The sequence below is a fragment of the Streptomyces sp. NPDC001914 genome, from assembly GCF_042891215.1.
GTDB lineage: Bacteria > Actinomycetota > Actinomycetes > Streptomycetales > Streptomycetaceae > Streptomyces.
In genome coordinates this window covers 197,328-221,061 of record NZ_JBIASW010000007.1, presented here as the reverse complement: position 1 = coordinate 221,061, position 23,734 = coordinate 197,328, and the positions used below count along the sequence as shown (strand labels likewise).

Genomic DNA, 23,734 nt, shown 5'->3' with positions numbered 1-23,734 from the left:
GCTTGACCGGGTGAGACGCAAGCCCCGGATCCCGCCCGCTCCCCTCCCGCAGCGCCACGGGGTCGACCCCGTGCGGATCAGACTGCCGCGCGAGGGGAGCTGGGCCACGGCCCGGGCGTACCTGGTGGACCGGCTCGCGGCGGGCGGCGGAGTCATCGACGCGATGATCGGCGACGGGCTGATCGTCCTGGAGGACGGACGGCCGCTGACGGCCGGGGAGGCCTACGCGCCGGGGTTGTTCCTGTGGTTCCACCGGGAGCTGCCGCACGAGGAGCGGGTGCCGTTCCCGCTCGACGTGGTCTACCGCGACGAGCACATCGTCGTCGCGGACAAGCCGCACTTCCTGGCCACCACGCCGCGCGGCAGCCATGTCGCCGAGACGGCCCTGGCGCGGCTGCGCCGGGAGCTGGAGCTGCCGGAGCTGGGCGCCGCGCACCGTCTGGACCGGCTGACGGCGGGGCTCGTGCTGTTCACCGTGCGGCCCGGGGAGCGCGGCGCGTACCAGTCGCTGTTCCGCGACCGGCTGATCGGCAAGGAGTACGAGGCCGTGGCGCCGTACGACTCCGGTCTGGGCCTGCCGCGTACGGTCAGCAGCCGCATCCTCAAGGAGCGCGGGGTGATGGCCGCCCGGGAGGTGGCGGGTGAGCCGAACGCGGTCAGCGGGATCGATCTGGTCGAGCACCGGGACGGCCTCGGGCGCTACCGGCTGACGCCCCGCACCGGGCAGACCCATCAACTCCGGGTGCACATGAGCACGTTGGGCGTGCCGATCCTCGGCGACCCGCTGTACCCGGTGGTGACGGGGCCGGTGCCGGCCGGGGACTTCCGGCGTCCGCTGCAACTGCTGGCGAGGACGCTGGAGTTCACCGACCCGGTCACCGGCCGGGCTCACCGGTTCGTCAGCGGCCGGGCTCTGGAGGCATGGACCTCGTACGACGCCTGGTCGGGCGGGGGCACCGGCCACCGATAGCCCGTGCCCCCGCCCGCCGGGTTCGATGGTCGATGCCCCCGCCCGGCGGGTTCGATGGCCGGTGCCGCCGGCCCGGCGGGCTCAGTGGCCGGTGCCCGGCCCGCCAGGTTCCGTGTGGCCGGAGCCCGGCCCGCCGGATTCGGCGGCCCGCGCCCTGCCCGCGGGGCTCGGTGGCCGGTGCCGCCCGGCCGGCAGCCGGGGAGCAGTCCGGCCGGTGCCCCGTCCGCCGGGGATCAGTAGCCGCGCCACCAGCGCAGGAGACGCTGCCAGGCGCCGGGCCGTGCGGCGGGCTCGGGAGGAGCGGCCGGGGCCGGCTCGGGGGCCTTGGGCTGCGGCGCGGGCATGGCCGGTGCCGCTTCCTCGGTGGTCACCTGCCAGGGGGCCCGCTGGGCGGGCACGGCGCGCACGGACGGCCGCTGTGTGACCTCCTGGGTCGGCTTGGGCTCGAAGCGCACGGGCAGATCCACGAGGTGCCGCGAGGACATGGTGCTGCGCCAGCGCAAATCGCTCTCTTCGCAGTCGAGTTCGACGTCGGGCAGGCGCAACAGCAGGGCGTCGACGCCGACATCGGCGATGGCGCGGCCGATGTCCTGTCCCGGGCACTCGTGGGGACCGCCGCCGAAGGCGAGATGGGAGCGGTTGCCCTGCATGCTCGCGGCCAGGTCGGGCCGGATCCGGGGGTCGACGTTGCCGGGCGCGATGCCGAAGAGCAGTCCGTCGCCCTTGCGGATGCGCTGACCGCCCAGCTCGGTCTCCTGCTTGGCGAAGTAGCCGAGGACGGCGCTGAACGGCGGTTCGTTCCACAGGGACTGTTCGACCGCCTCGGGCACGGTCATCTGCCCGCCGTTGAGCTGGGCGCGGAAACGCGGGTCGGTGAGCAGCATGCGCAGCACGTTGGCGATGAGGTTGGCGGTGGCCTCGTAGGCGGCGAGCAGGACGAGCCTGAGGTGCTGGGCCACCTCGTCGTCGGTGAGCCGGGCCGGGTGGTTGATGAGGTGGCTGGTGAAGTCGTCCTCGGGCTCGGCACGGCGCCGCAGGGTGTGCTGGGTCAGCACGCTCATGACGTACTCGTTGCTGGCGATGGCGGTGTCGGTGCCCTTGAGCAGGTCACGGGTGGCGTGCACCATGCGGTCGTTGTAGTCCTCGGGCATCCCGATGATCTCGCAGAGCACGGACATCGGCAGATGCTCGGCGAACTGTCCGACCAGGTCGGCCTTGCCGAGCGGGCAGAACGCGTTGACCAGGCGCTGGGTCGCGCGGTTGATGTAGCGGCGCAGGCTGCGGAAGTCGATGGTCGACATGGCGCCGGTGACGGCGCCGCGCAGCCGGAGGTGCTCGTCACCCTCGGCGTGGGAGCAGATGGGCTGCCAGGCGATGTGGGGGGCGAGCGGATGGTCGGCCCCCGCCGTGCCGTCCTGGACGGCGGTCCACAGCCGGCTGTCGCGGGCGTAGTGCGAGGGGGTGCTGACCATGTGCAGGTTCTCGGCATGGCCGAGGACCACCCAGATGGGTACGTCGTTGTGCAGCAACACGGGTGCGACGGCGCCGTGTTCGGCCCGCAGCTTCTCGTACAGCGCGCCCAGGTCCTCCGCCTCGGGCCCGTACAGGCGGCGCAGTCCGCCCGGACCGACGCCGGGGCCCATGCCGTGCGCGGGGCAGCCGGGCGGTGGGCCGACCGCGGGTTCTTCCGTACCGGCCGGGGAATGGGATTCGGTCGTCACAATGATCGCTCCGAAGCTCAAGTACGTTCTGTGGATTGGTAGTTGGCGTACGGATGCCGTAATCACGTTACGGCGTTCAGCGCGGCGCCGAGGTCATCGCCAGGGAATGCAGGAACCGCATGAGGGTCATGAGGGTGTCGCGACTGGACGCTCTGCGGCGGGCGTCGCACCGCACGATCGGGATCTCCTCGGCGAGGTCGAGCGCGGTCCGCAGGTCCTCGACCGGGTACCGGGGCGCGTCGGGGAAGTCGTTGATCGCGACGACGAACGGGACACCGCGCTCCTCCAGGCGTCCGATCACGTCGAAGCTGACCTCCAGGCGGCGGGTGTCGATCAGGACGACCGCGCCGAGCGCTCCCTCGAACAGGCCGTTCCACAGGAACCAGAAGCGTTCCTGACCCGGCGTGCCGAACAGGTAGAGGACCAGTCTGTCCGTGACCGAGATCCGGCCGAAGTCCATCGCCACGGTGGTGGCGGTCTTGGTCTCGGACCCGTAGTTGTCGTCGACGCCGATGCCGGCCTGCGTCATGGTCTCCTCGGTCGTCAGCGGCTTGATCTCGCTGACGGAGCCCACCATGGTCGTCTTGCCGACTCCGAATCCGCCCACGATCACGATCTTCACGGCCGCCTGAGCGGTGTGCGGGAGGTGGTCCTCGGCGCGAGGGCCCGTGACGGTGTCAGAGCTTTTGAAGTCCATGCATCACCGCTTCGAGGAGGGAACGGTCGGGGAGCGCCTGACGGACGATCGGGGCGCGCGCCTGTACCAGTTCGGCCGCCAGCAGCTCGGTGAGCAGGACGGTCACCACGCTGAACGGCAGATTGAGGTAGGCCGAGATCTCGGCCACGGACAGGGGGGTACGGCACAGCCGCAGCAGGGCCGACTGCTCCGGCTGGGTGGCGGGCGGCGGTGTGACGGGGCGGGCGACGACCAGCGTGACCAGGTCGACCTCGGCCCGGTCGCCGCCCTCGGCCCCGCCGGTGAGCACGTACAGGCGCTCCGGGTTCCTCGGTTCGCCCTGCCCGTCCTCGCCCTCCCCCGCGGAGCCCTCCGGGCCCGCGAGGGGGGCGGGCGGCGCGGGGGGTTCCGGGGGCCGCTCCCTGGGCTGGCGCCGTCGGCGTTGCGGAGGGCTCATACGGTCTGCCCGTTGCGGCGCGGCGGACTGGTGAGATGGGCGCCGATGCGGACGACGAGGTCGCGCATGCGGTTGCTCATCAGCCCGGGCTCCGCGGTCTGGTTGGCGAGGACGGCGAGGTAGGCGTTGGGTCCCGCCGACATCAGGTAGAAGTAGCCGCCGTCGATCTCGATGATGACCATCCGCATCCGGCCGTCGCTCTTGGGGATCTCTCCGGCGACGGCTCCCGCGAGGCTCTGCAGGCCCGCGCAGGCCGCGGCGACCCGGTCGGCCGCGTCCGGGTCGCCGCCGTAGCGCGCGATGCGCAGTCCGTCGGCGGAGAGCACCACGATCTGCTGGATGCCCGGCACCCCGTCGGCGAGTTCCTTGAGCATCCAGTCGAAGTTGGCTCGCTGCTGGATCACTTGAGGTCCTCCTCGTCGTCGGTCTCGGCCGGGCCCGGCCGGTTGTCCGTGCTGAATGCGGTCGGATCCGGGTCGCCCTTGAGGCCGTTCATGAACGCCTCGACCCACAGCCCGGGTTCGGGCTCCTTCTCCTGCGGCGCGGGGTCGGGTTCCCACAAGGCGGCGGACTCGGCGGCCTCCTGCTCCGCGCGGGCCTCGGCGTACCGCTGGCTGAGCGGGACCTTCATGCGGCTGCGGCGCTGCGGCAGACCGTTGGGCGTCCATTCCGTGACGACCGGGACGTCGTCCTCCCGGGGGTCGCCGCTCGACGAGGGGACGCGGGGGCCGGCGGTCGGCCGGCGCTTCTTGGGCTTGCGCGCCGGGCCCTCGACGCCGCCGTTGTCGATGCCGGCCACGGAGCTGGCCCCGATGCCGTGCGCGAGACCGGGGGCGAAGTCGGTGGTCAGCATGTGGCGGGGTGCGACGAGGACGGCGCGGACACCGCCGTACGCGGACTGCCGCAGCGAGATCTGCATGCTGTACATCTGCGCGAGTCGCCCGACGACAGCCATGCCGAGACGCGGCGCCTGGCCCATGGTGTTCGGGTCGACGCCCGCGGCGGCCAGCCGGAGCAGCTCCTCGATCTTGCCGCGGGCCTCGTCGCTGAGGCTGACGCCGCCGTCCTCGATCTCGATGGCGATGCCGGTCTGCACCTCGATCGCGGTGACGTGCACCTTGGTGTGGGGCGGCGAGTACCGGGTGGCGTTGTCCAGGAGCTCGGCCAGGGCGTGGATGAGCGGTTCGACGGAGACACCGTTGACGGCGATGTCGACGATGTTGTGGAGCTCGATGCGCCGGTATTCCAGGATGCGCGACATCGCGCCGCGCAGGACGCTGAACAGCGGTACGGGTTCGGGCCACTGGCGTCCGGGACGGCCGCCGCCGAGCACGGCGATGGAGTCGGCGAGCCGGCCGATCAGCGCGGTGCCGTGGTCGATGCGCAGCAGGTCGTCGAAGACCTCGGGATTGCGCCCGTGGTCCTCCTCCATCTCGCGGAGTTCGTTGTTCTGCTGGTGGACGATGGCCTGGACGCGTCGGGCGATGTTGACGAAGGAGCGCTGCGCCGCGTCGCGCATCGACTCCTCGGCGTCGATGACCTTGAGCAGCTTCTTCAGCAAGTCCTTCTGGGCCGCGGGGATCTCGCCGAAGTCCGGGTTGTCGCGTCCCAGGGTGCGCATGACCTCCGACGGGGAGTTCCCCTCGTGCAGCCGGTCGACGGCGTACGGCAGGACGTCCCGGGTGAAGCGCACGATCTCCTGATCGTGCGCGGCGATGCGCTGTTCCAGGGATGCGGTGCGGCGCGCGAAGTCGGCCCGCAGGTCACGGGTGACGCGGCCGCGGCGGACGGCCTCGCCGCCGATCGCGATGACCAGCAGCATGGCGAGGCCGCCGCACAGGGCCACCGCGCCCCTGGCCGGGCCGGTCACGACGGCGACGGCGGCGCCGGTCGCCACCGCCATCAGGACGGCCGGGAGCAACAGGACGCGTGCGTAGGGAAGTTCACTGCCACCGGGAGGCGATTGAACACTCACCATGTATGCCCTCTGAGACAAGTCGGCTGGGGGTGGGGGAGGTTTGTGGGGGAAACGGCACGGATCGGCATCAGTCAAACCAGATCTTCGGAACTTTTGGGAACAAGCGCACGAATACATCTCAACTCGGTGCGCTGCGGGCGAGCTTAGTCCGACCGGATCAACGCTGTGTCATATTCCGCAAGCACCTGAAACCACCCATAAGACTGGAGTACCCTCAGCCTCATTTACACGCTGAGCCCCCGCTCGCACACGCTGCGTGATGACGCACGGGCATGCGAAAGGCGTGGGGGTGAGGGATCAGATCCCGGCGATCCGCAGCGCCGCGTCCGCCGTGGCCTCGGCGAAGGCCGACACCGGGCGCTGCGGATCGGAGCGGTGCACGAGGATGACGCCCTCGATCAGCCCGAACAGCAGATCCGTCCGCAGTTCGAGCTCACTCTTGGCGAGCGCTCCCCCGGCCGCCGTGGCGGCGAGCAACTGACGGTAGGCGTCCTTGAGTTCGGCCCGCACCGCATGGAAGCCGGCGAAGCGTTCGGTGCGCACCTCGGGCAGCAGATAGAGACCGCCGAGATTGTGCGGCCCACCGCAGAGCACCTCCACGTCGGTGCGGCACAGCTCCCACAGCCGGCCCTCCGCGGACACCGTCTCATCGGCGAGAAGCTCACGGGCGTACGCCAGGGAGGGGGTGACGGTGGACTCCAGGAGTTCGGCGAGCAACTCCTCCTTGCCGGTGACGTAGTGGTACATGGACGCCTGCCGCATGCCCGCCCGCTCGGCCACGGCCCGCGTGGTGGTGGCCGCGTATCCCCGCGTCGTGAACAACTCGGCGGCCGCGTCCAGCAGTTCCGCGCGCGGCGACAGCCCGCTGTCCGGCCGCTGCGCGGCCCGGGGCCTGCCGACCCGGCGTCCGCCACCCGTTCCCATGCGTTCGATCCTCGCACACCCGGCGCGCCCCGGGCCGGGCGCCGCGGCGCGCACGGCGGACACCGGACCGCGGCACGCAGGGCCCCGCACCGGCGGCGCGGCCCGCGTGAGGGACAGGTAACCGCGCGGCAACACGAGGGACACGGCCGCGACCCACCCCGCCCCTAATTTCTGTCGCGCGACAGAAATGACCGAGGAGCCGGAGGACCCGCGATGGCGACAGCCACCACGCACGGAGCACGCGACCACGCCCGCGCCCAGCAGGGAACCCGCGCCGAGGCCATGCCCGTGGTCCCCGCGGACGACTGGCCCACCCCGCCGCCCGAGGCGGGCCCCCTCCTGTGGGCCGAGACCGTGGCGGGCGGCAACTACACGCACAAGGTGCTGGCCCGGGGCACCGAACTGCGCCTGACCGACCTCGCCGGCGACGCCTGCGCGCACCTCCTGCTGTACGTCGCGGACCGGCCGTGGGAACGCCTGAACACCGCCGACACCGTCAAGGTCCAGTGGAACGCCTACCTGGGCGCGGGACGGCTGCTCCTCTCCGACCAGGGCCGGGTGCTCGCCTCCGTGGTGACCGACACCTCCGGGCGGCACGACGCCCTCTGCGGCACCTCCACCCTCGTACGCAACACCGAGCGTTACGGGGACGGCACCCCGCAGTCCGCGTCCCCGGCCGGCCGCGAGCTGTTCAAGCTGGCCGCCGCCAAGAACGGGCTCGGCCCCCGCGATCTGCCGCCCTCGCTCTCCTTCTTCCAGGGCGTGGAGATCCGCGACGACGGCTCGCCGGACTTCACCGGCTCCGCCGGGCCCGGCGGAGCCGTCACCCTGCGCGCCGAGCAGGACGTCACCGTGCTGATCGCCAACGTGCCGCACCCGGCCGACCCGCGCCCCGCCTACACGAGCACCCCCCTTCAGGTGCTGGCCTGGCGCGCGCGGGCGACCGCGGCGGGCGACCCGCTGTGGGACGCCACACCCGAGGGCCGCCGCGCCTTCCTCAACACCGCCGAATTCCTTGCCACGAGGGGGCTCGCATGACGCACGTCACCGTCCCGGCCCGGGCCGCCTGGTCCGCCGTCGTCCGCGCCGGCCAGACGCTCACCGTCACCGACCTGCACGGCAACCAGGCCGTCGACTTCCTGGTCTACGACGCCGCGGACACCGCCGTCCGCTACAGCGCGCCCGACACGATCCAGGCCCAGGGGAACATCTTCCTGACCACCGGCAGCGTGCTGATGTCGAACGAGCACACCCCGCTGATGACCGTCACCGAGGACGAGGTCGGCCGGCACGACACCGTCGGCGGCGCCTGCTCCAAGGAGTCCAACACCCTGCGCTACGGACACCACACCTGGTCCCAGCACGCCTGCGTGGACAACTTCCTCGCCGAGGGCGCCCGTCACGGCCTCGGCAAGCGCGACCTCGTCTCGAACATCAACTGGTACATGAACGTGCCCGTCGAGAAGGACGGCACGCTCGGCATCGTCGACGGCCTCTCCGCCCCGGGACGCAGGCTCGCCCTGCGCGCCGAACGCGACGTGATCGTGCTGGTCTCCAACTGCCCCCAGATCAACAACCCGTGCAACGGCTTCGAGCCCACCGCCGTCGCGATGACGATCGGGGACCCCGCATGAGCTTCGGCACCCTCCTGATCGCCAACCGCGGCGAGATCGCCGTCCGCATCATCCGCACGGCCCGCGAACTGGGCCTGCGCACCGTCGCCGTGTACTCCGACGCCGACCGCGCGGCCCCCCACGTCCGCCTCGCCGACCAGGCCGTACGGCTGGGCCCCGCCCCCGCCAAGGAGTCCTACCTCGACGGCGACCTGGTCCTGAAGGCCGCCAAGGACACCGGGGCCGGCGCCATCCACCCCGGCTACGGCTTCCTGTCCGAGGACGCGGCGTTCGCCCGCCGCTGCGAGGACGCCGGGATCGTGTTCGTCGGCCCCACACCGGAGCAGCTGGAACTGTTCGGCGCCAAGCACACGGCCCGGGCCGCGGCCGAGGCCGCCGGGGTGCCCCTCGCACCGGGCACGGGACTCCTGCCCGGCCTCCCCGAGGCCCTGGAGGCGGCCGGCCGCATCGGCTACCCCGTCATGCTGAAGGCCACCGGCGGGGGCGGCGGCATCGGCATGTCGGCATGTCGATCCGCCGCCGAACTGACCGAGGCCTGGGACCGGGTGCAGCGCGTCGCGGCCGCCTCCTTCTCCTCGGCCGGGGTGTTCCTGGAGCGCCTGGTCGAACACGCCCGCCACGTCGAGGTGCAGGTCTTCGGCGACGGCCGGGGCCGTGTCGTCACCTTCGGCGACCGCGACTGCTCGCTCCAGCGCCGCAACCAGAAGGTCCTGGAGGAGGCACCCGCCCCCGGCCTCCCCACCCACGTCCGCGAGCGGCTCGCCTCCGCCGCACGCGAGCTGTGCGCCTCGGTCGGCTACCGCTCGGCCGGAACCGTCGAGTTCGTCTACGACGCCGCCCGCGAGGAGGCGTACTTCCTGGAGGTCAACACCCGCCTCCAGGTGGAACACCCGGTCACCGAGGAGATCTACGGCGTCGACCTCGTCGCCTGGATGCTGCGCCTGGCCCGGGGCGAGTCCGACGTCGTACGGGAACCGGGGGCACCGCACGGACACGCCGTCGAGGCCCGGGTGTACGCCGAGGACCCCTCGCGCGAACACCGTCCCAGCGCGGGCCTGCTGACCCGGGTCGAGTTCCCCGCGGGGGTCCGCGTCGACGGCTGGGTCGAGGCCGGCACCGAGGTGACCACCTCGTACGACCCGATGCTCGCGAAGGTCGTCGCGTACGGGGCGGACCGGGCCGAGGCCCTGGAACGCCTCGACACGGCACTGGCCGCGACCCGGATCGACGGCATCGAGACGAACCTCGGCCTGGTGCGGGCCGCGCTCGCCGAGCCGTCCTTCCGGCGGGCGGCGCACTCCACCGCCACACTGGCCGGCGTGAGCGATCCCACCCCGCGCGTCGAGGTCGTCTCCGGCGGCACGCTCACCACCGTGCAGGACTGGCCCGGACGCACCGGCTACTGGCAGGTCGGGGTACCGCCGTGCGGCCCGATGGACGACCTCTCCTTCCGGCTCGGCAACCGCGCGCTCGGCAACCCCGAGGGCGCCCCCGGACTCGAATGCACCCTCCAGGGACCGGCGTTGAGGTTCACCCACGCCACCACCGTGTGTGTCACGGGGGCTCCCGCCCCCGTCACCGTGGACGGGGCCCCGGTCGCCCGGTGGGAGCCGGTGACCGTGCCGGCCGGTGCGGTGCTGGAGGTCGGCGCGCCCGACGGGCACGGCCTGCGCACCTACGTGCTGTTCGCGGGCGGCGGCCTGGACGTGCCCGCCTTCCTCGGCAGCGCCGCCACCTTCACCCTCGGCCGGTTCGGCGGCCACGGCGGCCGCACCCTGCGGACCGGTGACGTCCTGCACGGCGGCACCGTCACCGGACTCCGGGCACCCGTGCCGCCCGCCGAGCGTCCCGACTTCACCGCGGAGTGGCGGATCGGCGCCCTCGAAGGGCCGCACGCGGCACCGGAGTTCTTCACCGAGGAAGACATCCACGACTTCTACGCCGCCGACTGGAAGGTCCACTTCAACTCGGCCCGCACCGGCGTGCGCCTCGTCGGGCCCAAGCCCCGCTGGGCCCGCACCGACGGCGGCGAGGCCGGTCTGCACCCCTCCAACATCCACGACACCCCCTACTCGGTCGGAGCCGTCGACTACACCGGCGACATGCCGGTGCTCCTCGGCCCGGACGGCCCCTCCCTCGGCGGCTTCGTGTGCCCGGCGACCGTCGTCAGCACGGAACGCTGGAAGCTCGGCCAGCTCCGCCCCGGCGATACCGTGCGCTTCGCGCCGCTGGCCGACGACGGTTCGGCGCGGCCCGCGATCGTCGACGGCGGGGTGCTCGCCCGGGACGGCGACGTGACGTACCGCCGCAGCGGCGACGACAACCTGCTGGTCGAATTCGGCCCCATGCAACTGGACCTCGCCCTGCGGATGCGGGTCCACGCGCTGATGGAAGCGGTGGCGGCGGCCGGTCTCGACGGCGTCACCGACCTGACGCCGGGCATCCGCTCGCTCCAGATCCAGACCGACCCCGGCCGACTCCCCCAGCGCGACCTCCTGGACGCCGTACGGCGCACGGTCCGCGCCCTGCCCCCGACCGACCGGCTCGTCGTTCCCTCCCGCACCGTCCATCTCCCGCTGTCCTGGGACGACCCGGCCACCCGCGAGGCCATCGCCCGCTACATGGCCGGTGTCCGCGACGACGCCCCCTGGTGCCCCTGGAACATCGAGTTCATCCGCCGCGTCAACGGCCTGGACTCCGTCGACGACGTCTACCGCACCGTCTTCGACGCCGAATACCTGGTCCTCGGCCTCGGCGACGTCTACCTCGGCGCACCGGTCGCCACCCCGCTCGACCCGCGCCACCGGCTGGTCACCACGAAGTACAACCCCGCCCGCACCTGGACCGCCGAGAACTCCGTCGGGATCGGCGGCGCCTACCTCTGCGTCTACGGCATGGAGGGCCCCGGCGGCTACCAGTTCGTCGGCCGTACGACCCAGGTGTGGTCGCCCTGGCAGCAGCGCGGCGCGTTCGAGCCCGGCTCGCCCTGGCTGCTGCGCTTCTTCGACCGGATCAAGTGGTATCCGGTCGAGGCGGACGAACTCCTGGAACTGCGGGCCGACATCGTCTCCGGCCGCTTCGTGCCGCGCGTGGAGGAGGGCACCTTCTCCCTCGCCGCCTACGAGGACTTCCTCGCCGAGAACGCCGAGTCCATAGCGGAGTTCCGGTCCCGGCAGGGCGGCGCGTTCTCCGCCGAGCGGGACGCCTGGGAGGCGGCGGGCGAGTTCACGCGGGCCGAGGAGGCGGGGGCCGCTCCGCCACCGGCCGTCGAGGTGAGCGTCCCGGCGGGCGGCCGGCTGATCGAGGCCGAGTTCGCCGCCTCGGTGTGGCAGCTCAACGTCGCACCGGGTGAACAGGTCACGGCGGGACAGCCCTTGCTCGCGCTGGAGGCGATGAAGATGGAGTCACGTGTCCCCGCGCCGGTCGACGGCGTCGTCCACCAGGTCCTCACCCGCCCGGGCGCCCAGGTCGAAGCGGGCACGGCCCTGCTCGTCCTGGCCCCCCTGGAACCCTCGGTTCCCTGACCCCCGCCCCCTGCCCTCTGCTCCGCCCCCGGGCCCCTGACCTTGCCCCCTGGCCTCCGTCCTCTGACTTCCGGCCCTGGGCCCCTGACCCTGCCCCTTGGCCTCCGCCCTCTGGCCTCTGGCGCCCCGCACCGGTCGCACTCGTCCGGTCGCGGGCCTGCCCGGTCACCCCCGTGTCCGCCCCCGCACGACCTCCGTCACGAGGAGTTCCGATGTCCGCCCTCACCCGAGTCCGCGCCGCGTACGCCCGTATCGAGGCCGTGGACCGCCCCGAGATCTGGATCGATCTGCGCCCCCGGGCGGAGGCCGAGCGCGAGGCCCGTGCCGTGGACGAGCGGGTCGCCGCCGGGGAGCACCTTCCGCTCGCCGGCCGGCTCCTGGCGGTGAAGGGCAACATCGACGTGGCCGGTCTGCCCACCACCGCCGGCTGTCCCGCCTACGCCTACGCCCCGGAGGAAGACGCCCCCGCGGTCGCCCGCCTCCGCGCCGCCGGGGCCGTCGTGCTCGGCACCACCAACATGGACCAGTTCGCCACCGGCCTGGTCGGCACCCGCTCTCCGTACGGAGCCGTCCGGGGCGCCCTCGACCCGGAACGGATCAGCGGCGGCTCCAGCTCGGGATCGGCCGTGGCCGTGGCCCTCGGCATCGCCGACCTCGCGCTCGGCACCGACACCGCGGGCTCGGGCCGCGTGCCCGCCGCGTTCAACGGCATCGTCGGCCTCAAGCCGACCCGCGGTCTGGTGCCCACCACCGGCGTCGTCCCGGCCTGCGCCTCCCTGGACTGCGTGACCGTGTTCGCCCGCACCCTCCCGGAGGCCGAACAGGCCCTCGCCCACCTCGCGTCCCCCTCCGGGCGGGACCTGCCGCCCCTGGCACAGCGCGCGCCCGGCCCGTGGCGCGTCGCCGTCCCGCCGACGGCACAGCTCGGCGAACTGGACGAGGGCTGGGCGGAGGCGTACGAGGCGGCGGTGCGCCGGCTCGTCACGGCGGGGGCGGAGGTGCGCACGCTCGACCTCGCCCCGTTCACCGAGGCCGCCGCGATGCTCTACGAGGGCGCCTTCGTCGCCGAGCGCTACACGGCGGTGGGGAGCTTTGTCGACAAGCTGATCTCCGAGGGGGGTACCGGGCTCGACCCGACCGTCGCCGGGATCATCACCCGCGCGCGGGACGTACCGGCCCACCGGCTCTACGCGGACCAGGAGCGGCTGGCGTCCCTGCGCATCCGGGCCCTGGCGGAACTGGGCGACGCCGACGCGCTGCTGCTGCCCACCGCGCCCGGCCATCCCACGCTCGCCGAGGTCGCCGCCGACCCGCTGGGCGCCAACGCCCGCCTGGGCCGCTTCACCAACTCCACGAACCTGTTCGACCTGGCGGCGGTCGCCGTCCCGGCCGGACGGACACCCGCGGGACGCCCCTTCGGGGTGATGCTGATCGGCCCGGCGTTCACCGACGAACGGCTCGCGCGGATCGCCCGCCTCCTGGAGCCGGAGACCCGCCTCGCCGTGGTGGGGGCGCATCTGTCCGGCCAGCCGCTCAACCCGCAGCTGCTCTCCCTGGGCGCCCGCCTCGAACGTACGACGACCACCGCGGCCGTCTACCGGCTGCACGCCCTGACGACCAGTCCGCCGAAGCCGGGTCTGGTCCACGTCGGTGCGGGCGGCGGCGCCGTCGAGGCCGAGGTGTGGCGCCTGCCTGCCGACGGCCTCGGGCACCTGCTGGCGGCGCTCCCCCGCCCGATGACCCTGGGCAGCGTCGAACTCGCCGACGGCACCCACGTCCCCGGCTTCCTCTGCGAACCCGGCGCGCTGGAGGGCGCACCGGACATCACACACCACGGCGGCTGGCGCGCGTACATGCAGGCCCGACAGTCCGGCTGACCGCACCACCCAGAGTCGGACATCGACCGACGGTGTCCGGCCCCGCCGAAGACGGCCGGGCCGGACACCGCCGGTGCTACGGAGTGGGGCCGCTGCCGACACGAGACACCGCGGGTCCGACGTGGCCCGCCGGCCGCCAGGGGAGGCTGTCCCCCTGGGGCCCAGCCCAGCCAGACACGGACGTCCCGAACCGGCTCGACGCAGCCCATTCCGGCGCGGCCCTGTTCATTCCGGCCCCGCACGTCCCGGCCAGGCGCAACCCGGCCGGTTCAGCTCGGCACGAGCTGGCCCGGCGGACACCGCCCCGGACCCGTGGAGGCCGGTCCGGGGACGGTCCGGCGTGGTGGGTCAGCCGACCGATGAGTAGGCCACGACCCCGCGCAGCAGCGCGTCGACCGCCTTGCGGGCGTTCTTCGCGACCGTCGACCTCTCGCCGCCCGAGACGGGCGCGGCGGCCGAGATCTGGCCGAGGACGTCGATGACCTGCTTGCACCAGCGCACGAAGTCACCGGCGGGCATCTCGGCCTCGCGCAGCACCTCGTCCAGGCCCTTGCCGGACGCCCATTCGTGGGCGGCCCAGGCGAAACCGAGGTCCGGCTCGCGCTGGCCCACGCCCTCCGTCTGGTTGATCCGGAAGTCCTCCTCCAGGGCGTCCAGACGGCCCCAGATGCGCACCATCTCGCCGAGCGCGGCCTTGGCCTTTCCGGAGGGCACCTTCGGCGCCATCGCGTCGTCCGCGACCCGGGACTCGTACACCAACGCCGAGACGCAGGCGGCCAGTTCGGCCGGGGACAGCCCGTCCCAGACTCCGGCGCGCAGGCATTCGCTGGCCAGCAGGTCGAGTTCGCCGTACAGCCGGGCGAGCCGCTTGCCGTGCTCGGTGACCTCGTCGCCGCGCAGGTAGTCCAGCTCGGTGAGCAGGGCGACGATCCGGTCGAAGGTACGGGCGATGGTGTTCGTCCGGCCCTCGATCCGGCGCTCCAGCTGCGAGGTGTCGCGCTTGAGCCGGTGGTACCGCTCGGCCCAGCGGGCGTGGTCCTCGCGGTCGCCGCAGCCGTGGCAGGGGTGCGCGCGGATCGCCGTGCGCAGCCGGGCGATCTCACGGTCGTCGGCGGCCTCGGAGCGCCTCTTGCGGTGCCGGTCCGGGACGATGTGCCCGGCCTTGGTGCGCAGCGCGGAGGCGAGGTCCCGACGGGACTGCGGCGAGCGGGGGTTGAAGGTCTTGGGGATCCTCATCCGGTCGAGCGCCTCGACCGGCACCGGGAAGTCCATCGAGGCCAGCCGCTTCACCTGGCGCTCGGCGGTCAGCACCAGCGGACGCGGCCCGTCGTGCTGCTCGAAGCCCCGGTGGCCGTTCGACCGGCCCGCGGGCAGCCCGGGGTCCAGGACCAGCGCCAGCCCCGCGTACTTGCCGGTCGGCACATGGATGACGTCACCCGGCTTCAGTTTCTCCAGGGCGACGGCCGCCTCGGCCCGGCGCTGCGACATTCCCTGCCGGGCCAGCTCGGTCTCACGGTCCTTCAGTTCGCGGCGCAGCCCCATGTAGGCGTCGAAGTCCCCGAGATGGCAGGTCATCGACTCCTTGTAGCCTTCGAGGCCCTCCTCGTTGCGCTGCACCTGCCGGGAGATCCCGACGACCGACTTGTCGGCCTGGAACTGCGCGAACGACGTCTCCAGCAGCTCGCGCGAGCGGTGCCGGCCGAACTGCTCGACCAGGTTCACGGCCATGTTGTACGACGGCCTGAAGCTGGAGCGCAGCGGATAGGTGCGGGTGCCCGCGAGTCCCGCGAGATGCTCGGGACTGAAGCCGCGCTGCCACAGCACGACCGCGTGGCCCTCCACGTCGATGCCGCGCCGCCCGGCACGGCCGGTGAGCTGGGTGTACTCGCCGGGGGTGATGTCGGCGTGCTGCTCGCCGTTCCACTTGACGAGCTTCTCCAGCACCACCGAGCGGGCCGGCATGTTGATGCCGAGCGCCAGGGTCTCCGTCGCGAAGACCGCCTTGACGAGGCCGCGGACGAACAGCTCCTCGACGACCTCCTTGAAGGTCGGCAGCATGCCCGCGTGGTGGGCCGCGATGCCGCGCTCCAGGCCTTCCAGCCATTCGAAGTAGCCGAGGACGTGCAGGTCCTCGTCCGGGATGGAGGCGGTGCGCTCCTCGACGATCTCACGCACCCGGGCGCGGGCGGCGTCGTCGTTCAGCCGCAGCCCCGCGTACAGGCACTGCTGCACGGCGGCCTCGCAGGCCGCGCGGCTGAAGATGAACGTGATGGCGGGCAGCAGCCCTTCGGCGTCCAGCCGCTCGATGACCTCGGGCCGGCCCGGCGTCCAGATCCGTGAGCGCTGCCGGCGCTCACGCTCCCGGTCGGCCTCGCGCATCGCGCGGCCGCGTCTGCGGTCCTGGTACGACGGACGGCTCGCCTCCATGCGCGCCATGCGCGTGAGGTCGGGGTTGACGGCCTTGCGCTGGCCCTCGCCCTCCTCGAAGAGGTCGTACATCCGCCGTCCGGCCAGCACGTGCTGGAACAGCGGCACGGGCCGGTGCTCGGAGACGATCACCTGGGTGTCGCCGCGCACGGTGTCCAGCCAGTCGCCGAACTCCTCGGCGTTCGACACGGTCGCCGAGAGCGACACCAGCGTCACCGACTCGGGCAGGTGGATGATCACTTCCTCCCAGACGGCGCCGCGGAAGCGGTCGGAGAGGTAGTGCACCTCGTCCATCACGACGTACCCGAGGCCGAGGAGGGTGTTCGAGCCCGCGTACAGCATGTTCCGCAGGACCTCGGTGGTCATGACGACCACCGGTGCCTCGGAGTTGACGCTGTTGTCGCCGGTGAGCAGGCCGACCTTGTCCGCGCCGTAGCGGCGGCACAGGTCGGCGTACTTCTGGTTGGAGAGCGCCTTGATCGGCGTGGTGTAGAAGCACTTCTTGCCCTGCTGGAGGGCGAGGTGGACGGCGAACTCGCCGACGATCGTCTTGCCGGAGCCGGTGGGCGCGGCCACCAGCACACCCTTGCCCGCTTCGAGTGCCTGGCAGGCCTCGATCTGGAAGGGGTCGAGGCCGAAGTCGTACATCTCGCGGAAGGAGGCGAGCGCGGTGGCCTGCTCGGCGGCGCGCCTGCGTGCTGCCGCGTACCGCTCGGCCGGTGAGAGGTCCTCTGTCATCGTGCTTTCGAGACTACCGGGAGGCACTGACACAAGGACGATCATTATCCGGATCAGGGGCTGTGAAACCCCGGATCCCCGCAGCTCAGGGAAGTGCGACGCGCACCGCGCCCCGTATGCACTCCGCGGTCAGCGGCAGCGGGCCCAGCGGCTCTCCGTCCGCGTAGCCGGTGACGTCCTCGGCGAGGAGTTCGACCCGGGCCGCCCGCAGCACGCTCACCACGGGATGGCCGACGTGGGTGCCCTTGTAGACGCGGGGGAAGATCTTGAGCAGGGTGGAGCGGGAGCAGTCCCCGACCACCGTGATGTCGAACAGCCCGTCGCCGAGGCTCGCCCCGGGACAGATCCTCATTCCGCCGCCGTACGACGACCCGTTGCCGACCGCGACCAGCGTCGCCTCGGTCTCCAGTGTCTCGCCGCCGTCCAGCGTGATGCGGTACGGGACGGGCCGGAAGGCGGCCAGTTCGGCGACCATGGCGACGTCGTACTTGAAGCGGCCGACGGGCAGGCGCATCCGGTTCCCGCGGTCGTTGACCCGCGAGTCGAACCCGGAGGCGAGGACGGTGCCGAACCAGGCGCCGTTCACCCGGCCCAGGTCGACCTCGCGCAGCCGCTCGCCCTTCAGCGCCTCGGCGATCATGCGTCCCGCGGCCGCCGGGTCGCCGACGGGCAGGCCGAGGGCCCGCGCGAAGTCGTTGCCGGTGCCCGCGGCGACCAGCCCGAAGGGGGTACGGGTTCCGGCGACGGCCTGCAGGGCCATGTTCGCCATGCCGTCCCCGCCGACCGCGACGAGGGCGCCGGTGCCGCCGGCGACCGCCTCGCGGGCCCGCGCGAGGGCGTCCGCCGGGTCCTCGCCCTGGACGGTCTCGACGGAGAATCCGGCGGCACGCAAAGCGGAAGCGGCCGGCAGCGCCGCTCGGGCGCCCCGGCCGCGGCCCGCGGTGGGGTTGACGAAGAGGGTGATCTCGCTGGTCACAGGCTGACCCTACGAGGTCGCGGACTCCGTCAGGTCACGTCGTCATAACCGTTGACCCGGTCCGTGGTGGCCTGCTCCGGAAGGCTGCGGCGGGTCGACACGCTCTCGACGTCACCGATGTCCTCAGGAGTGAGGTCGAGCTCGGACGCCTCGTCGTCGGCGGGCCCGGACTCGTCGCGCCGGCGCCTGCGCCGGTCGTTGAGCAGCGAGAACACGACCGCGCCGAAGTACAGGATCCAGATCGGCCCGGCGAGCGCGAGCATCGTCAGCGGGTCGGTGCTGGGAGTGGCGATCGCGGCGAAGACCGTGATGCCGATGATCATGCCGCGCCACCAGCCGAGCATGCGCTTGCCGGTGATGATGCCCGTGAGGTTGAGCATCACCAGCAGCAGGGGCAGCTCGAACGAGAGGCCGAACACGACCACCATGCGCGTGACCAGGTCGAGCAGGTCGTCCAGCGGCAGGAGGTTGTTCACGCCGTCCGGCGTGAACTCCATCAGGACCTTCGCCGTGGTGGGAAGCACCTTGTAGGCGAAGAACGCGCCACCGAAGAACAGCGGGACGCCGGTGCCGACGAACGCGTACGCGTACTTCTTCTCGCTCTTGTGCAGACCCGGGGCGACGAACGCCCAGAGCTGGTAGAGCCAGACCGGCGAGGCGAGCACGACGCCCGCCATCAGGGAGACCTTCAGGGCCAGGGTGAACGGGGCGAGCAGACCGTTGATGGTGATCTGCGCGCACTGGTTCTTGGACTGCTTCGCCAGTTCGGCGAACGTCTCCGGGCACCCGACGGAATCCAGGACCGGCTTGGTGAAGAAGTTGATGATGTCGTTGTAGTAGAAGGCTGCGACGATCGTGACGAGGACGATCGCCAGCATCGCCTTCGCGAGCCGGTTGCGGAGCTCGCGAAGATGGTCCGCGAGGGGCATGCGCCCCTCGGGATCCTTCTCCGTGTTGCGGGCAGACTTGAGCAACCCACATCCTCATCTCATGCGGTGGGCCGGATGTCACCGGCCCTGCGTCAGCGCTGGGTCGTGTCCGTCGGCTCGTTGACCGGACGCGAGCTGGTCACGTCGCCGGGAGCCGCCTGGATGGTGCGCTGCGCGGGGGTCTGCTCGTCGCCGGCCGGCGGACCGGCCGGGGCCTGGCTGCCGCCCTCTTCCTTCATCGCCTTCGCCTCGCTCTTGAGGATCCGGGCGGACTTGCCGAGGGAGCGCGCCATGTCCGGAAGCTTCTTCGCGCCGAACAGCAGGATGATGACGACGAGGATGAGAATGATCTCGGGAGCTCCGAGCCTTCCGAACATAAGTCTTTACCTTCTCACCGAGGCTGCATGGTCGGGGTGCTGGCCGATCGATCGGACATGTGTCCGGTCGTCGTGATGTCAGCGATCGTAACGCTCAGGGGTGAACGCGGGACAATCCCTGTGCGTACTCCCAGTTCGCGGCCCGCGCCTCATTCTCCGGGCCGCGCCCATGAGCGTACCTGGCCCCCGCACGAAGTCGACAGGCCAGCGTGACGCATTACGCATCCATGGAACGACTCATACCGTATCCATGGAACGCGCAGCCCCGACCGCGGCCTTTTCCAGGTCCTCGGAGGCGGCGCCGATACGGCGGGCGGAATCGGCCACCTGACGGCCCAGACGCTCCGCTTCGAGGAAGACACGGACGGCGAGCACCCCGAGAACCGTGATTCCCAGGAAACCCGCGGCGATCGCAAACATCGGCCAGAACATGACGTCGACCCTAGAGGGTGGAGTGCAGCCGCAGTGTGCGGACCCCGCCCCCGGTGAGCAGTTCGACGATGCGTTCACCCGCGGGCTTGCGGACCGCCGACCCGCACGCGGGGCAGGTGAACGAGTAGAACGTCGTCCGGCTGCTGGCGCCGATGGCCAGGCGCAGGGCACCGGGCGTGAGCTCGAAGCCGGCCCGGCAGTCGGGGCAGGCCGCCTTGAACATGACCTCGACGACCCGGCGCATCCCCGCGAAGGCCGTCCCCACCGACATGTCCTGCGCGCCCGGGGCCGAGGCGGACCGTCCCGGACCGCCCGCGGCGGACCCGGCACGGCCCGTCACGCCCGCCCGCCGTACGGAACCCGGCTTCTCCGGGCCACCCGGCCTTCCCTGCGCACCAGACATCGGCGTCCTCAAAGCCCCTGCTCCCGCCCCTCGTACGGACCGTCCTGGACCCCGGGCCCGTCCGGCCCGTCGTAGGCGGCGAGCGCCTCGCGGGCCGCGCCACGGGCGCTGTCCGCCAGCGCCTGCGGCGAGACGATCCGGCCGTCACCGCCGAGACGCAGGGCCAGCCGCCGCAGCGAGGCGGGGTCGGGAGTCCGCAGGGTGATACGCAGCCCGCCGTCCGGCAGCTCATCCGCGCTGTCGTGCGGGTAGTACTCGGCGACCCAGCGCCCGCCGGGACCCACCTCGACGACGACCTCCGGATCCTCGGCCGCGGGCTGGACGAGCCCCTCGGACAGGTCCCGCAGCTCGATCTCGGGCGGCGCGGACGGCTCGTCCAGGATGCGGATCTCGGCGACCCGGTCGAGCCGGAAGGTGCGGCGCGCCTCGGAGCGGCGGCACCAGGCCTCCACATAGGTGTGACCGACGCTGACCAGGCGGATCGGGTCGATCTCGCGCTCGCTCAGCTCGTCCCGCGCGGGCGAGTAGTAGCGGATCCACAGCCGGCGCCGCTCGGAGATCGCCCGGTCCACGTCGGCGAAGACACCGCCCTCGGACTCGAAGGTCACCGACAGCCGGGCGCTGGCGCCCGCCGCCTCCCCCGAAGCGGCCTCCACCTTGGCGGTGGCCCGCAGCAGCGCCTGCCGGTCCCCCTCGCGCAGGCCGGGCAGGGTGGACACCGCGCGGGCGGCCACCAGCAGCGCGGTCGCCTCGTCGGCGGCGATCCGCAGCGGCTCGGCGACGTCGTCCGGGTTGTGCCACCAGATCCGGTCGCCGTCGGTGTCGATGTCGAGCAGATCCCCGCCGCGGAAACTGGTCCCGCACAGCGGCAGCACGTCGAGGTCGGAGATCAGCTCGTCCTCGGTGATCCCGAAGGCACGGGCCACATCGCCGACGCGGGCGCCGGGGCGCTCGCGCAGATACGTCACCAGGGACAGCATCCGCCGGGTCTGGTCGATCGCGTTCGTGGGCCTGGCCGGTTTTCCTGCCACTTTCTTACCTTCCCCCTCAGCCCTTGGCCACGGCGCGCAGCCGGTCGACCACATCGGCCCGCAGTTCGGCGGGCTCCACGACCACGACGTCCGGACCGAACTCCACGAGCCAGGCGTCCAGACCGTGCCCGTACGGAATCTCCAGCTCGTCCCAGCCGTCGCCCAGCTCCCGCACCGAGACGGCCTTGGCGCGCAGCGGGTAGCCCGCGCCGGAACGCAGCCGGATCAGCGCGGAGCGGTCGGTGATCTCCCCCGCCCAGCCGGCCACCGTCTCGCGCACGGTCACCACGTCGGGGACCTCCGCGGTGTACTTGCCCGCACGCGCGCGGACCTTGCCGGTGATCCGGGAGAGCCTGAAGACGCGTTCGGCGCCGCGGTCCCGGTCCCAGCCGGCGAGATACCAGTGGCCGCGCCAGCACTCCAGGGCCCAGGGCTCCACATGCCGGGTCCCGGGCTGCGCGGCGTTGGCCTTGCGGTAGTCGAAGACGACCGGGCGGCGGTCGCGGCAGGCGAGCATCAGCGGCTCGAAGGCGGCCTCGTGGACGGGGATGTGCGGTTCGAGGGCGCCGTGGGAACCGTAGGGGTCCACGTCCTCGGGCAGACCCGCGGCGCGCAGCTTCTGGAGCGCTCCGCTCGCGGCCCCCGCGAGGCGCGCCTGCTGCCAGACCTTGGCGGCCAGACCGAGGGCGGCGGCCTCCTCGGCGTCGAGGGTGATCGGCGGCAGGCGGTTGCTGTCGCGCCGGGCGAGGTAACCGACCTCGCCGTCGAGGTTCTCCACCGTCTCGATGACCAGGCCGAGTTCGCGCAGATCGTCCTTGTCCCGCTCGAACATCCGGTTGAAGCTGTCGTCCGAGCCGGCTTCCAGATAGGCCTCGATGGACCCGCGGAGTTCCCGCTTGCTGAGCGGCCGCCGCGTCCCGAGCAGACACAGTGCGAGGTTCATCAGCCGCTCGGCCTTGGCAATGGCCATCGACGCCCTTCCTATGGTGCTTCCGACCGATGACCGTACCGCTCCGGAGTGTCGCGGCAAAAGCCGAGGGCCCATGCCCGGACAGGCATGGGCCCCAGATGACCCGATCCGGATCGGATCCGGTCCTCTGTGATCAGACCGCGATCAGGTCGACCACGAAGATCAGCGTCTCACCGGGCTTGATCGCCGGGGTCGGGCTCTGGTTGCCGTAGGCGAGGTGGGCGGGGATGGTCAGCTGGCGACGGCCGCCGACCTTCATGCCCTGCACGCCCCGGTCCCAGCCCTTGATGACACGGCCGCCGCCGAGCGGGAAGCGGAACGGGTTGCCCCGGTTCCAGCTCGCGTCGAACTCCTCACCCGTGCTGAACGCCACACCCACGTAGTGCACCGTGACGTTCTGGCCCGACTTGGCCTCCGGGCCGTCGCCCTCCCAGATGTCCTTGATCTCAAGGTCCGCCGGCGGCTCGCCCTCGGGGAAATCGATCTCGGGCTTCTCGATGCTCACGTCTTTGCTCCTGCTTTGTGTACGTAAGGACAACACGGACAGTCTTGCATCCCCGGAGGGGTTACATCTTCGCCAGGATGTCGACCGAGAAGACGAGCGTGGAGTCCTTCTTGATACCGCTGCCGGCCGGCGGGTTGTCGCCGTAGCCCAGAGCCGGCGGAATCACGATCAGGACGCGGCTGCCCACCTTCTTGCCCGTCAGGCCCTGCGCCCAGCCCTTGACGACCTGCTGCAGCGAGAACGACGTCAGCTGACCGCGCTTGTACGTCGAGTCGAACTCCTTGCCGCTGTCCCACAGCACACCCTCGTACTGCACCAGGACCGTGCTGTCGGCCTTGACCTCGTCGCCGTCGCCCTCGATCACGTAGTTCGCCACGAGCTTCGTCGGAGCGTCCTTCTTCGGCACCGTGATCTTCGGGGCGGAGCCGTCCGTGTTCGTGCCGACCGTCGGCAGCGAGGCGTCCTTCTGCGCCACGTTCTTGCCCTTGGCGGAGCTCTTCGAGTTGAACGTGTCCTCGATGTCCACCACGAACACCAGCGTGTCCGTGCCCTTGATACCCGCCTGCGCGTTGCCCTCCGAGCCGTAACCCCAGGTCGGCGGCACCGCCATCTCGACACGGCTGCCGGTCTTCTTGCCGACCAGGCCGTAACGCCAGCCGTCGATGATGCCGCCCTGCGCCAGCTGGATGACCAGCGGCGTCCCCCGGTCGTAGGAGTTGTCGAACACCTTCGCCGTGGCCCAGATCTGACCCAGGTAGTTGGCCTGGATGTAGTCGTTCTCCGCGACCGTCTTGCCGTTGCCCGCGATCACCGTCCGGACCGCGAGATCCTTCGACGGCTCCCCCGTGCCCTTGGCCACCGTCGGCTTCTCACCGAACTTCGTACCGGCCGTGATCGCCGGCACCGGACCGTCCACGATCTTCGGCGGAGGCGCGGCCGACGCGTCCGCCGAGGCCGAGGGCGACGGAGTCTCGCTGGACTTCGCCGTGTCTGACTTGCCGTCGTCACCGCATCCGGCGAGCGTGACCAGTCCAGCGGGTACGGAGAGAAGGAGTGAGCGTCGGCGCACGGTAGGAGCCTCGTATCGGTCGATCTTGGTGGATGGCGTGCGCGCAACTCTACGACGTGAGAAGGGCGCCGTACGGAAAACGTACGGCGCCCCGCGTTGCGTTCCGCGTCACCCAC

Annotated in this window: 21 protein-coding genes; 5 read left to right on the top strand and 16 right to left on the bottom strand. The window is 71.9% G+C overall.

The features are described 5' to 3' along the window. Positions 1 to 10: 10 nt before the first annotated feature. Complete coding sequence (locus tag ACFYYF_RS21405; RefSeq protein ID WP_388777933.1) at positions 11 to 970, top strand: RluA family pseudouridine synthase; 960 nt, start codon at positions 11 to 13, stop codon at positions 968 to 970. 233 nt (positions 971 to 1,203) lie between these two features. On the opposite strand, the gene ACFYYF_RS21400 is transcribed toward ACFYYF_RS21405, so the two are convergent. From ACFYYF_RS21400 to ACFYYF_RS21375, 6 genes are all read right to left on the bottom strand, one after another. After that, positions 1,204 to 2,691, bottom strand: a complete 1,488-nt coding sequence (locus ACFYYF_RS21400) for a cytochrome P450 (protein ID WP_388777930.1) — start codon at positions 2,689 to 2,691, stop codon at positions 1,204 to 1,206. Between the two features lie 76 nt (positions 2,692 to 2,767). Then, entirely contained in the window at positions 2,768 to 3,388 is a 621-nt protein-coding gene (locus tag ACFYYF_RS21395) for an ATP/GTP-binding protein (protein WP_361679473.1), read from the bottom strand. After that, positions 3,369 to 3,824, bottom strand: a complete 456-nt coding sequence (locus tag ACFYYF_RS21390) for a DUF742 domain-containing protein (RefSeq protein ID WP_388777927.1) — start codon at positions 3,822 to 3,824, stop codon at positions 3,369 to 3,371. Before ACFYYF_RS21390 ends, ACFYYF_RS21395 begins: the two co-directional genes overlap by 20 nt. Further along, positions 3,821 to 4,228, bottom strand: coding sequence for a roadblock/LC7 domain-containing protein (locus tag ACFYYF_RS21385; RefSeq protein ID WP_361679479.1), 408 nt, complete (start codon positions 4,226 to 4,228; stop codon positions 3,821 to 3,823). Before ACFYYF_RS21385 ends, ACFYYF_RS21390 begins: the two co-directional genes overlap by 4 nt. Next, positions 4,225 to 5,802, bottom strand: a complete 1,578-nt coding sequence (locus ACFYYF_RS21380) for a sensor histidine kinase (RefSeq protein ID WP_388777925.1) — start codon at positions 5,800 to 5,802, stop codon at positions 4,225 to 4,227. The genes ACFYYF_RS21385 and ACFYYF_RS21380 overlap by 4 nt, the downstream gene beginning before the upstream one ends. A gap of 297 nt (positions 5,803 to 6,099) precedes the next feature. Further along, positions 6,100 to 6,726, bottom strand: a complete 627-nt coding sequence (locus ACFYYF_RS21375) for a TetR/AcrR family transcriptional regulator (protein ID WP_388777921.1) — start codon at positions 6,724 to 6,726, stop codon at positions 6,100 to 6,102. A 213-nt stretch (positions 6,727 to 6,939) separates the two neighbouring features. Here ACFYYF_RS21375 and ACFYYF_RS21370 point away from each other — a divergent pair, with 213 nt between their 5' ends. The 4 genes from ACFYYF_RS21370 (at position 6,940) to atzF (ending at position 13,761) form a co-directional block, all read left to right on the top strand. After that, the gene (locus tag ACFYYF_RS21370) at positions 6,940 to 7,764 is read left to right on the top strand and encodes an urea amidolyase associated protein UAAP1 (RefSeq protein WP_388777919.1); all 825 of its coding nucleotides are present in this window, start codon (positions 6,940 to 6,942) and stop codon (positions 7,762 to 7,764) included. Beyond that, complete coding sequence (locus ACFYYF_RS21365; RefSeq protein ID WP_388777915.1) at positions 7,761 to 8,360, top strand: urea amidolyase associated protein UAAP2; 600 nt, start codon at positions 7,761 to 7,763, stop codon at positions 8,358 to 8,360. The genes ACFYYF_RS21370 and ACFYYF_RS21365 overlap by 4 nt, the downstream gene beginning before the upstream one ends. Then, positions 8,357 to 11,884, top strand: a complete 3,528-nt coding sequence (locus tag ACFYYF_RS21360; protein ID WP_388777912.1) for a 5-oxoprolinase/urea amidolyase family protein — start codon at positions 8,357 to 8,359, stop codon at positions 11,882 to 11,884. Before ACFYYF_RS21365 ends, ACFYYF_RS21360 begins: the two co-directional genes overlap by 4 nt. 212 nt (positions 11,885 to 12,096) lie before the next feature. Next, a complete protein-coding gene (gene atzF, locus ACFYYF_RS21355; protein ID WP_388777909.1) occupies positions 12,097 to 13,761 on the top strand; it encodes an allophanate hydrolase in 1,665 nt (554 codons plus the stop codon). 348 nt (positions 13,762 to 14,109) lie between these two features. Here atzF and ACFYYF_RS21350 read toward each other — a convergent pair whose 3' ends face one another. The 10 genes from ACFYYF_RS21350 to ACFYYF_RS21305 form a co-directional block, all read right to left on the bottom strand. Next, on the bottom strand, positions 14,110 to 16,971 hold the full coding sequence (locus ACFYYF_RS21350) for a DEAD/DEAH box helicase (protein WP_388777906.1): 2,862 nt from the start codon (positions 16,969 to 16,971) through the stop codon (positions 14,110 to 14,112). A 40-nt stretch (positions 16,972 to 17,011) separates the two neighbouring features. Continuing rightward, on the bottom strand, positions 17,012 to 17,902 hold the full coding sequence (locus tag ACFYYF_RS21345) for a diacylglycerol kinase (RefSeq protein ID WP_388777903.1): 891 nt from the start codon (positions 17,900 to 17,902) through the stop codon (positions 17,012 to 17,014). Between the two features lie 29 nt (positions 17,903 to 17,931). Beyond that, positions 17,932 to 18,876 carry a twin-arginine translocase subunit TatC gene (tatC, locus tag ACFYYF_RS21340; protein WP_361679506.1) on the bottom strand — a complete coding sequence of 315 codons (945 nt, stop codon included), beginning with the start codon at positions 18,874 to 18,876 and terminating at the stop codon, positions 17,932 to 17,934. Positions 18,877 to 18,923: 47 nt separating this feature from the next. Then, a complete protein-coding gene (tatA, locus tag ACFYYF_RS21335; protein ID WP_361679509.1) occupies positions 18,924 to 19,208 on the bottom strand; it encodes a Sec-independent protein translocase subunit TatA in 285 nt (94 codons plus the stop codon). A gap of 237 nt (positions 19,209 to 19,445) precedes the next feature. Then, on the bottom strand, positions 19,446 to 19,640 hold the full coding sequence (locus ACFYYF_RS21330; protein WP_365485517.1) for a hypothetical protein: 195 nt from the start codon (positions 19,638 to 19,640) through the stop codon (positions 19,446 to 19,448). A gap of 10 nt (positions 19,641 to 19,650) precedes the next feature. Next, complete coding sequence (locus ACFYYF_RS21325) at positions 19,651 to 19,911, bottom strand: hypothetical protein (protein WP_103553753.1); 261 nt, start codon at positions 19,909 to 19,911, stop codon at positions 19,651 to 19,653. A 140-nt stretch (positions 19,912 to 20,051) separates the two neighbouring features. Beyond that, on the bottom strand, positions 20,052 to 21,074 hold the full coding sequence (locus ACFYYF_RS21320) for a WYL domain-containing protein (RefSeq protein WP_361679515.1): 1,023 nt from the start codon (positions 21,072 to 21,074) through the stop codon (positions 20,052 to 20,054). Between the two features lie 16 nt (positions 21,075 to 21,090). Further along, positions 21,091 to 22,044 (bottom strand): helix-turn-helix transcriptional regulator, encoded by a 954-nt coding sequence (locus ACFYYF_RS21315; protein ID WP_388777898.1) that lies wholly within the window; start codon positions 22,042 to 22,044, stop codon positions 21,091 to 21,093. Positions 22,045 to 22,177: 133 nt separating this feature from the next. Beyond that, positions 22,178 to 22,549 carry an FKBP-type peptidyl-prolyl cis-trans isomerase gene (locus ACFYYF_RS21310; RefSeq protein WP_361679521.1) on the bottom strand — a complete coding sequence of 124 codons (372 nt, stop codon included), beginning with the start codon at positions 22,547 to 22,549 and terminating at the stop codon, positions 22,178 to 22,180. A gap of 61 nt (positions 22,550 to 22,610) precedes the next feature. After that, positions 22,611 to 23,618, bottom strand: a complete 1,008-nt coding sequence (locus ACFYYF_RS21305) for an FKBP-type peptidyl-prolyl cis-trans isomerase (RefSeq protein WP_388777894.1) — start codon at positions 23,616 to 23,618, stop codon at positions 22,611 to 22,613. Between the last annotated feature and the right edge of the window lie 116 nt (positions 23,619 to 23,734).

What these genes read in the sequence shown, in the direction of transcription:
- ACFYYF_RS21315 (WP_388777898.1), bottom strand. Translation starts at nt 22,044, where the DNA reads ATGGCCATTGCCAAGGCCGAGCGGCTGATGAACCTCGCACTGTGTCTG.
- atzF (WP_388777909.1), top strand. Translation starts at nt 12,097, where the DNA reads ATGTCCGCCCTCACCCGAGTCCGCGCCGCGTACGCCCGTATCGAGGCC.
- ACFYYF_RS21350 (WP_388777906.1), bottom strand. Translation starts at nt 16,971, where the DNA reads ATGATCGTCCTTGTGTCAGTGCCTCCCGGTAGTCTCGAAAGCACGATG.
- ACFYYF_RS21390 (WP_388777927.1), bottom strand. Translation starts at nt 3,824, where the DNA reads ATGAGCCCTCCGCAACGCCGACGGCGCCAGCCCAGGGAGCGGCCCCCG.
- ACFYYF_RS21370 (WP_388777919.1), top strand. Translation starts at nt 6,940, where the DNA reads ATGGCGACAGCCACCACGCACGGAGCACGCGACCACGCCCGCGCCCAG.
- ACFYYF_RS21330 (WP_365485517.1), bottom strand. Translation starts at nt 19,640, where the DNA reads ATGTTCTGGCCGATGTTTGCGATCGCCGCGGGTTTCCTGGGAATCACG.
- tatA (WP_361679509.1), bottom strand. Translation starts at nt 19,208, where the DNA reads ATGTTCGGAAGGCTCGGAGCTCCCGAGATCATTCTCATCCTCGTCGTC.
- ACFYYF_RS21360 (WP_388777912.1), top strand. Translation starts at nt 8,357, where the DNA reads ATGAGCTTCGGCACCCTCCTGATCGCCAACCGCGGCGAGATCGCCGTC.
- ACFYYF_RS21395 (WP_361679473.1), bottom strand. Translation starts at nt 3,388, where the DNA reads ATGGACTTCAAAAGCTCTGACACCGTCACGGGCCCTCGCGCCGAGGAC.
- ACFYYF_RS21375 (WP_388777921.1), bottom strand. Translation starts at nt 6,726, where the DNA reads ATGGGAACGGGTGGCGGACGCCGGGTCGGCAGGCCCCGGGCCGCGCAG.
- ACFYYF_RS21325 (WP_103553753.1), bottom strand. Translation starts at nt 19,911, where the DNA reads ATGTCGGTGGGGACGGCCTTCGCGGGGATGCGCCGGGTCGTCGAGGTC.
- ACFYYF_RS21365 (WP_388777915.1), top strand. Translation starts at nt 7,761, where the DNA reads ATGACGCACGTCACCGTCCCGGCCCGGGCCGCCTGGTCCGCCGTCGTC.
- ACFYYF_RS21380 (WP_388777925.1), bottom strand. Translation starts at nt 5,802, where the DNA reads ATGGTGAGTGTTCAATCGCCTCCCGGTGGCAGTGAACTTCCCTACGCA.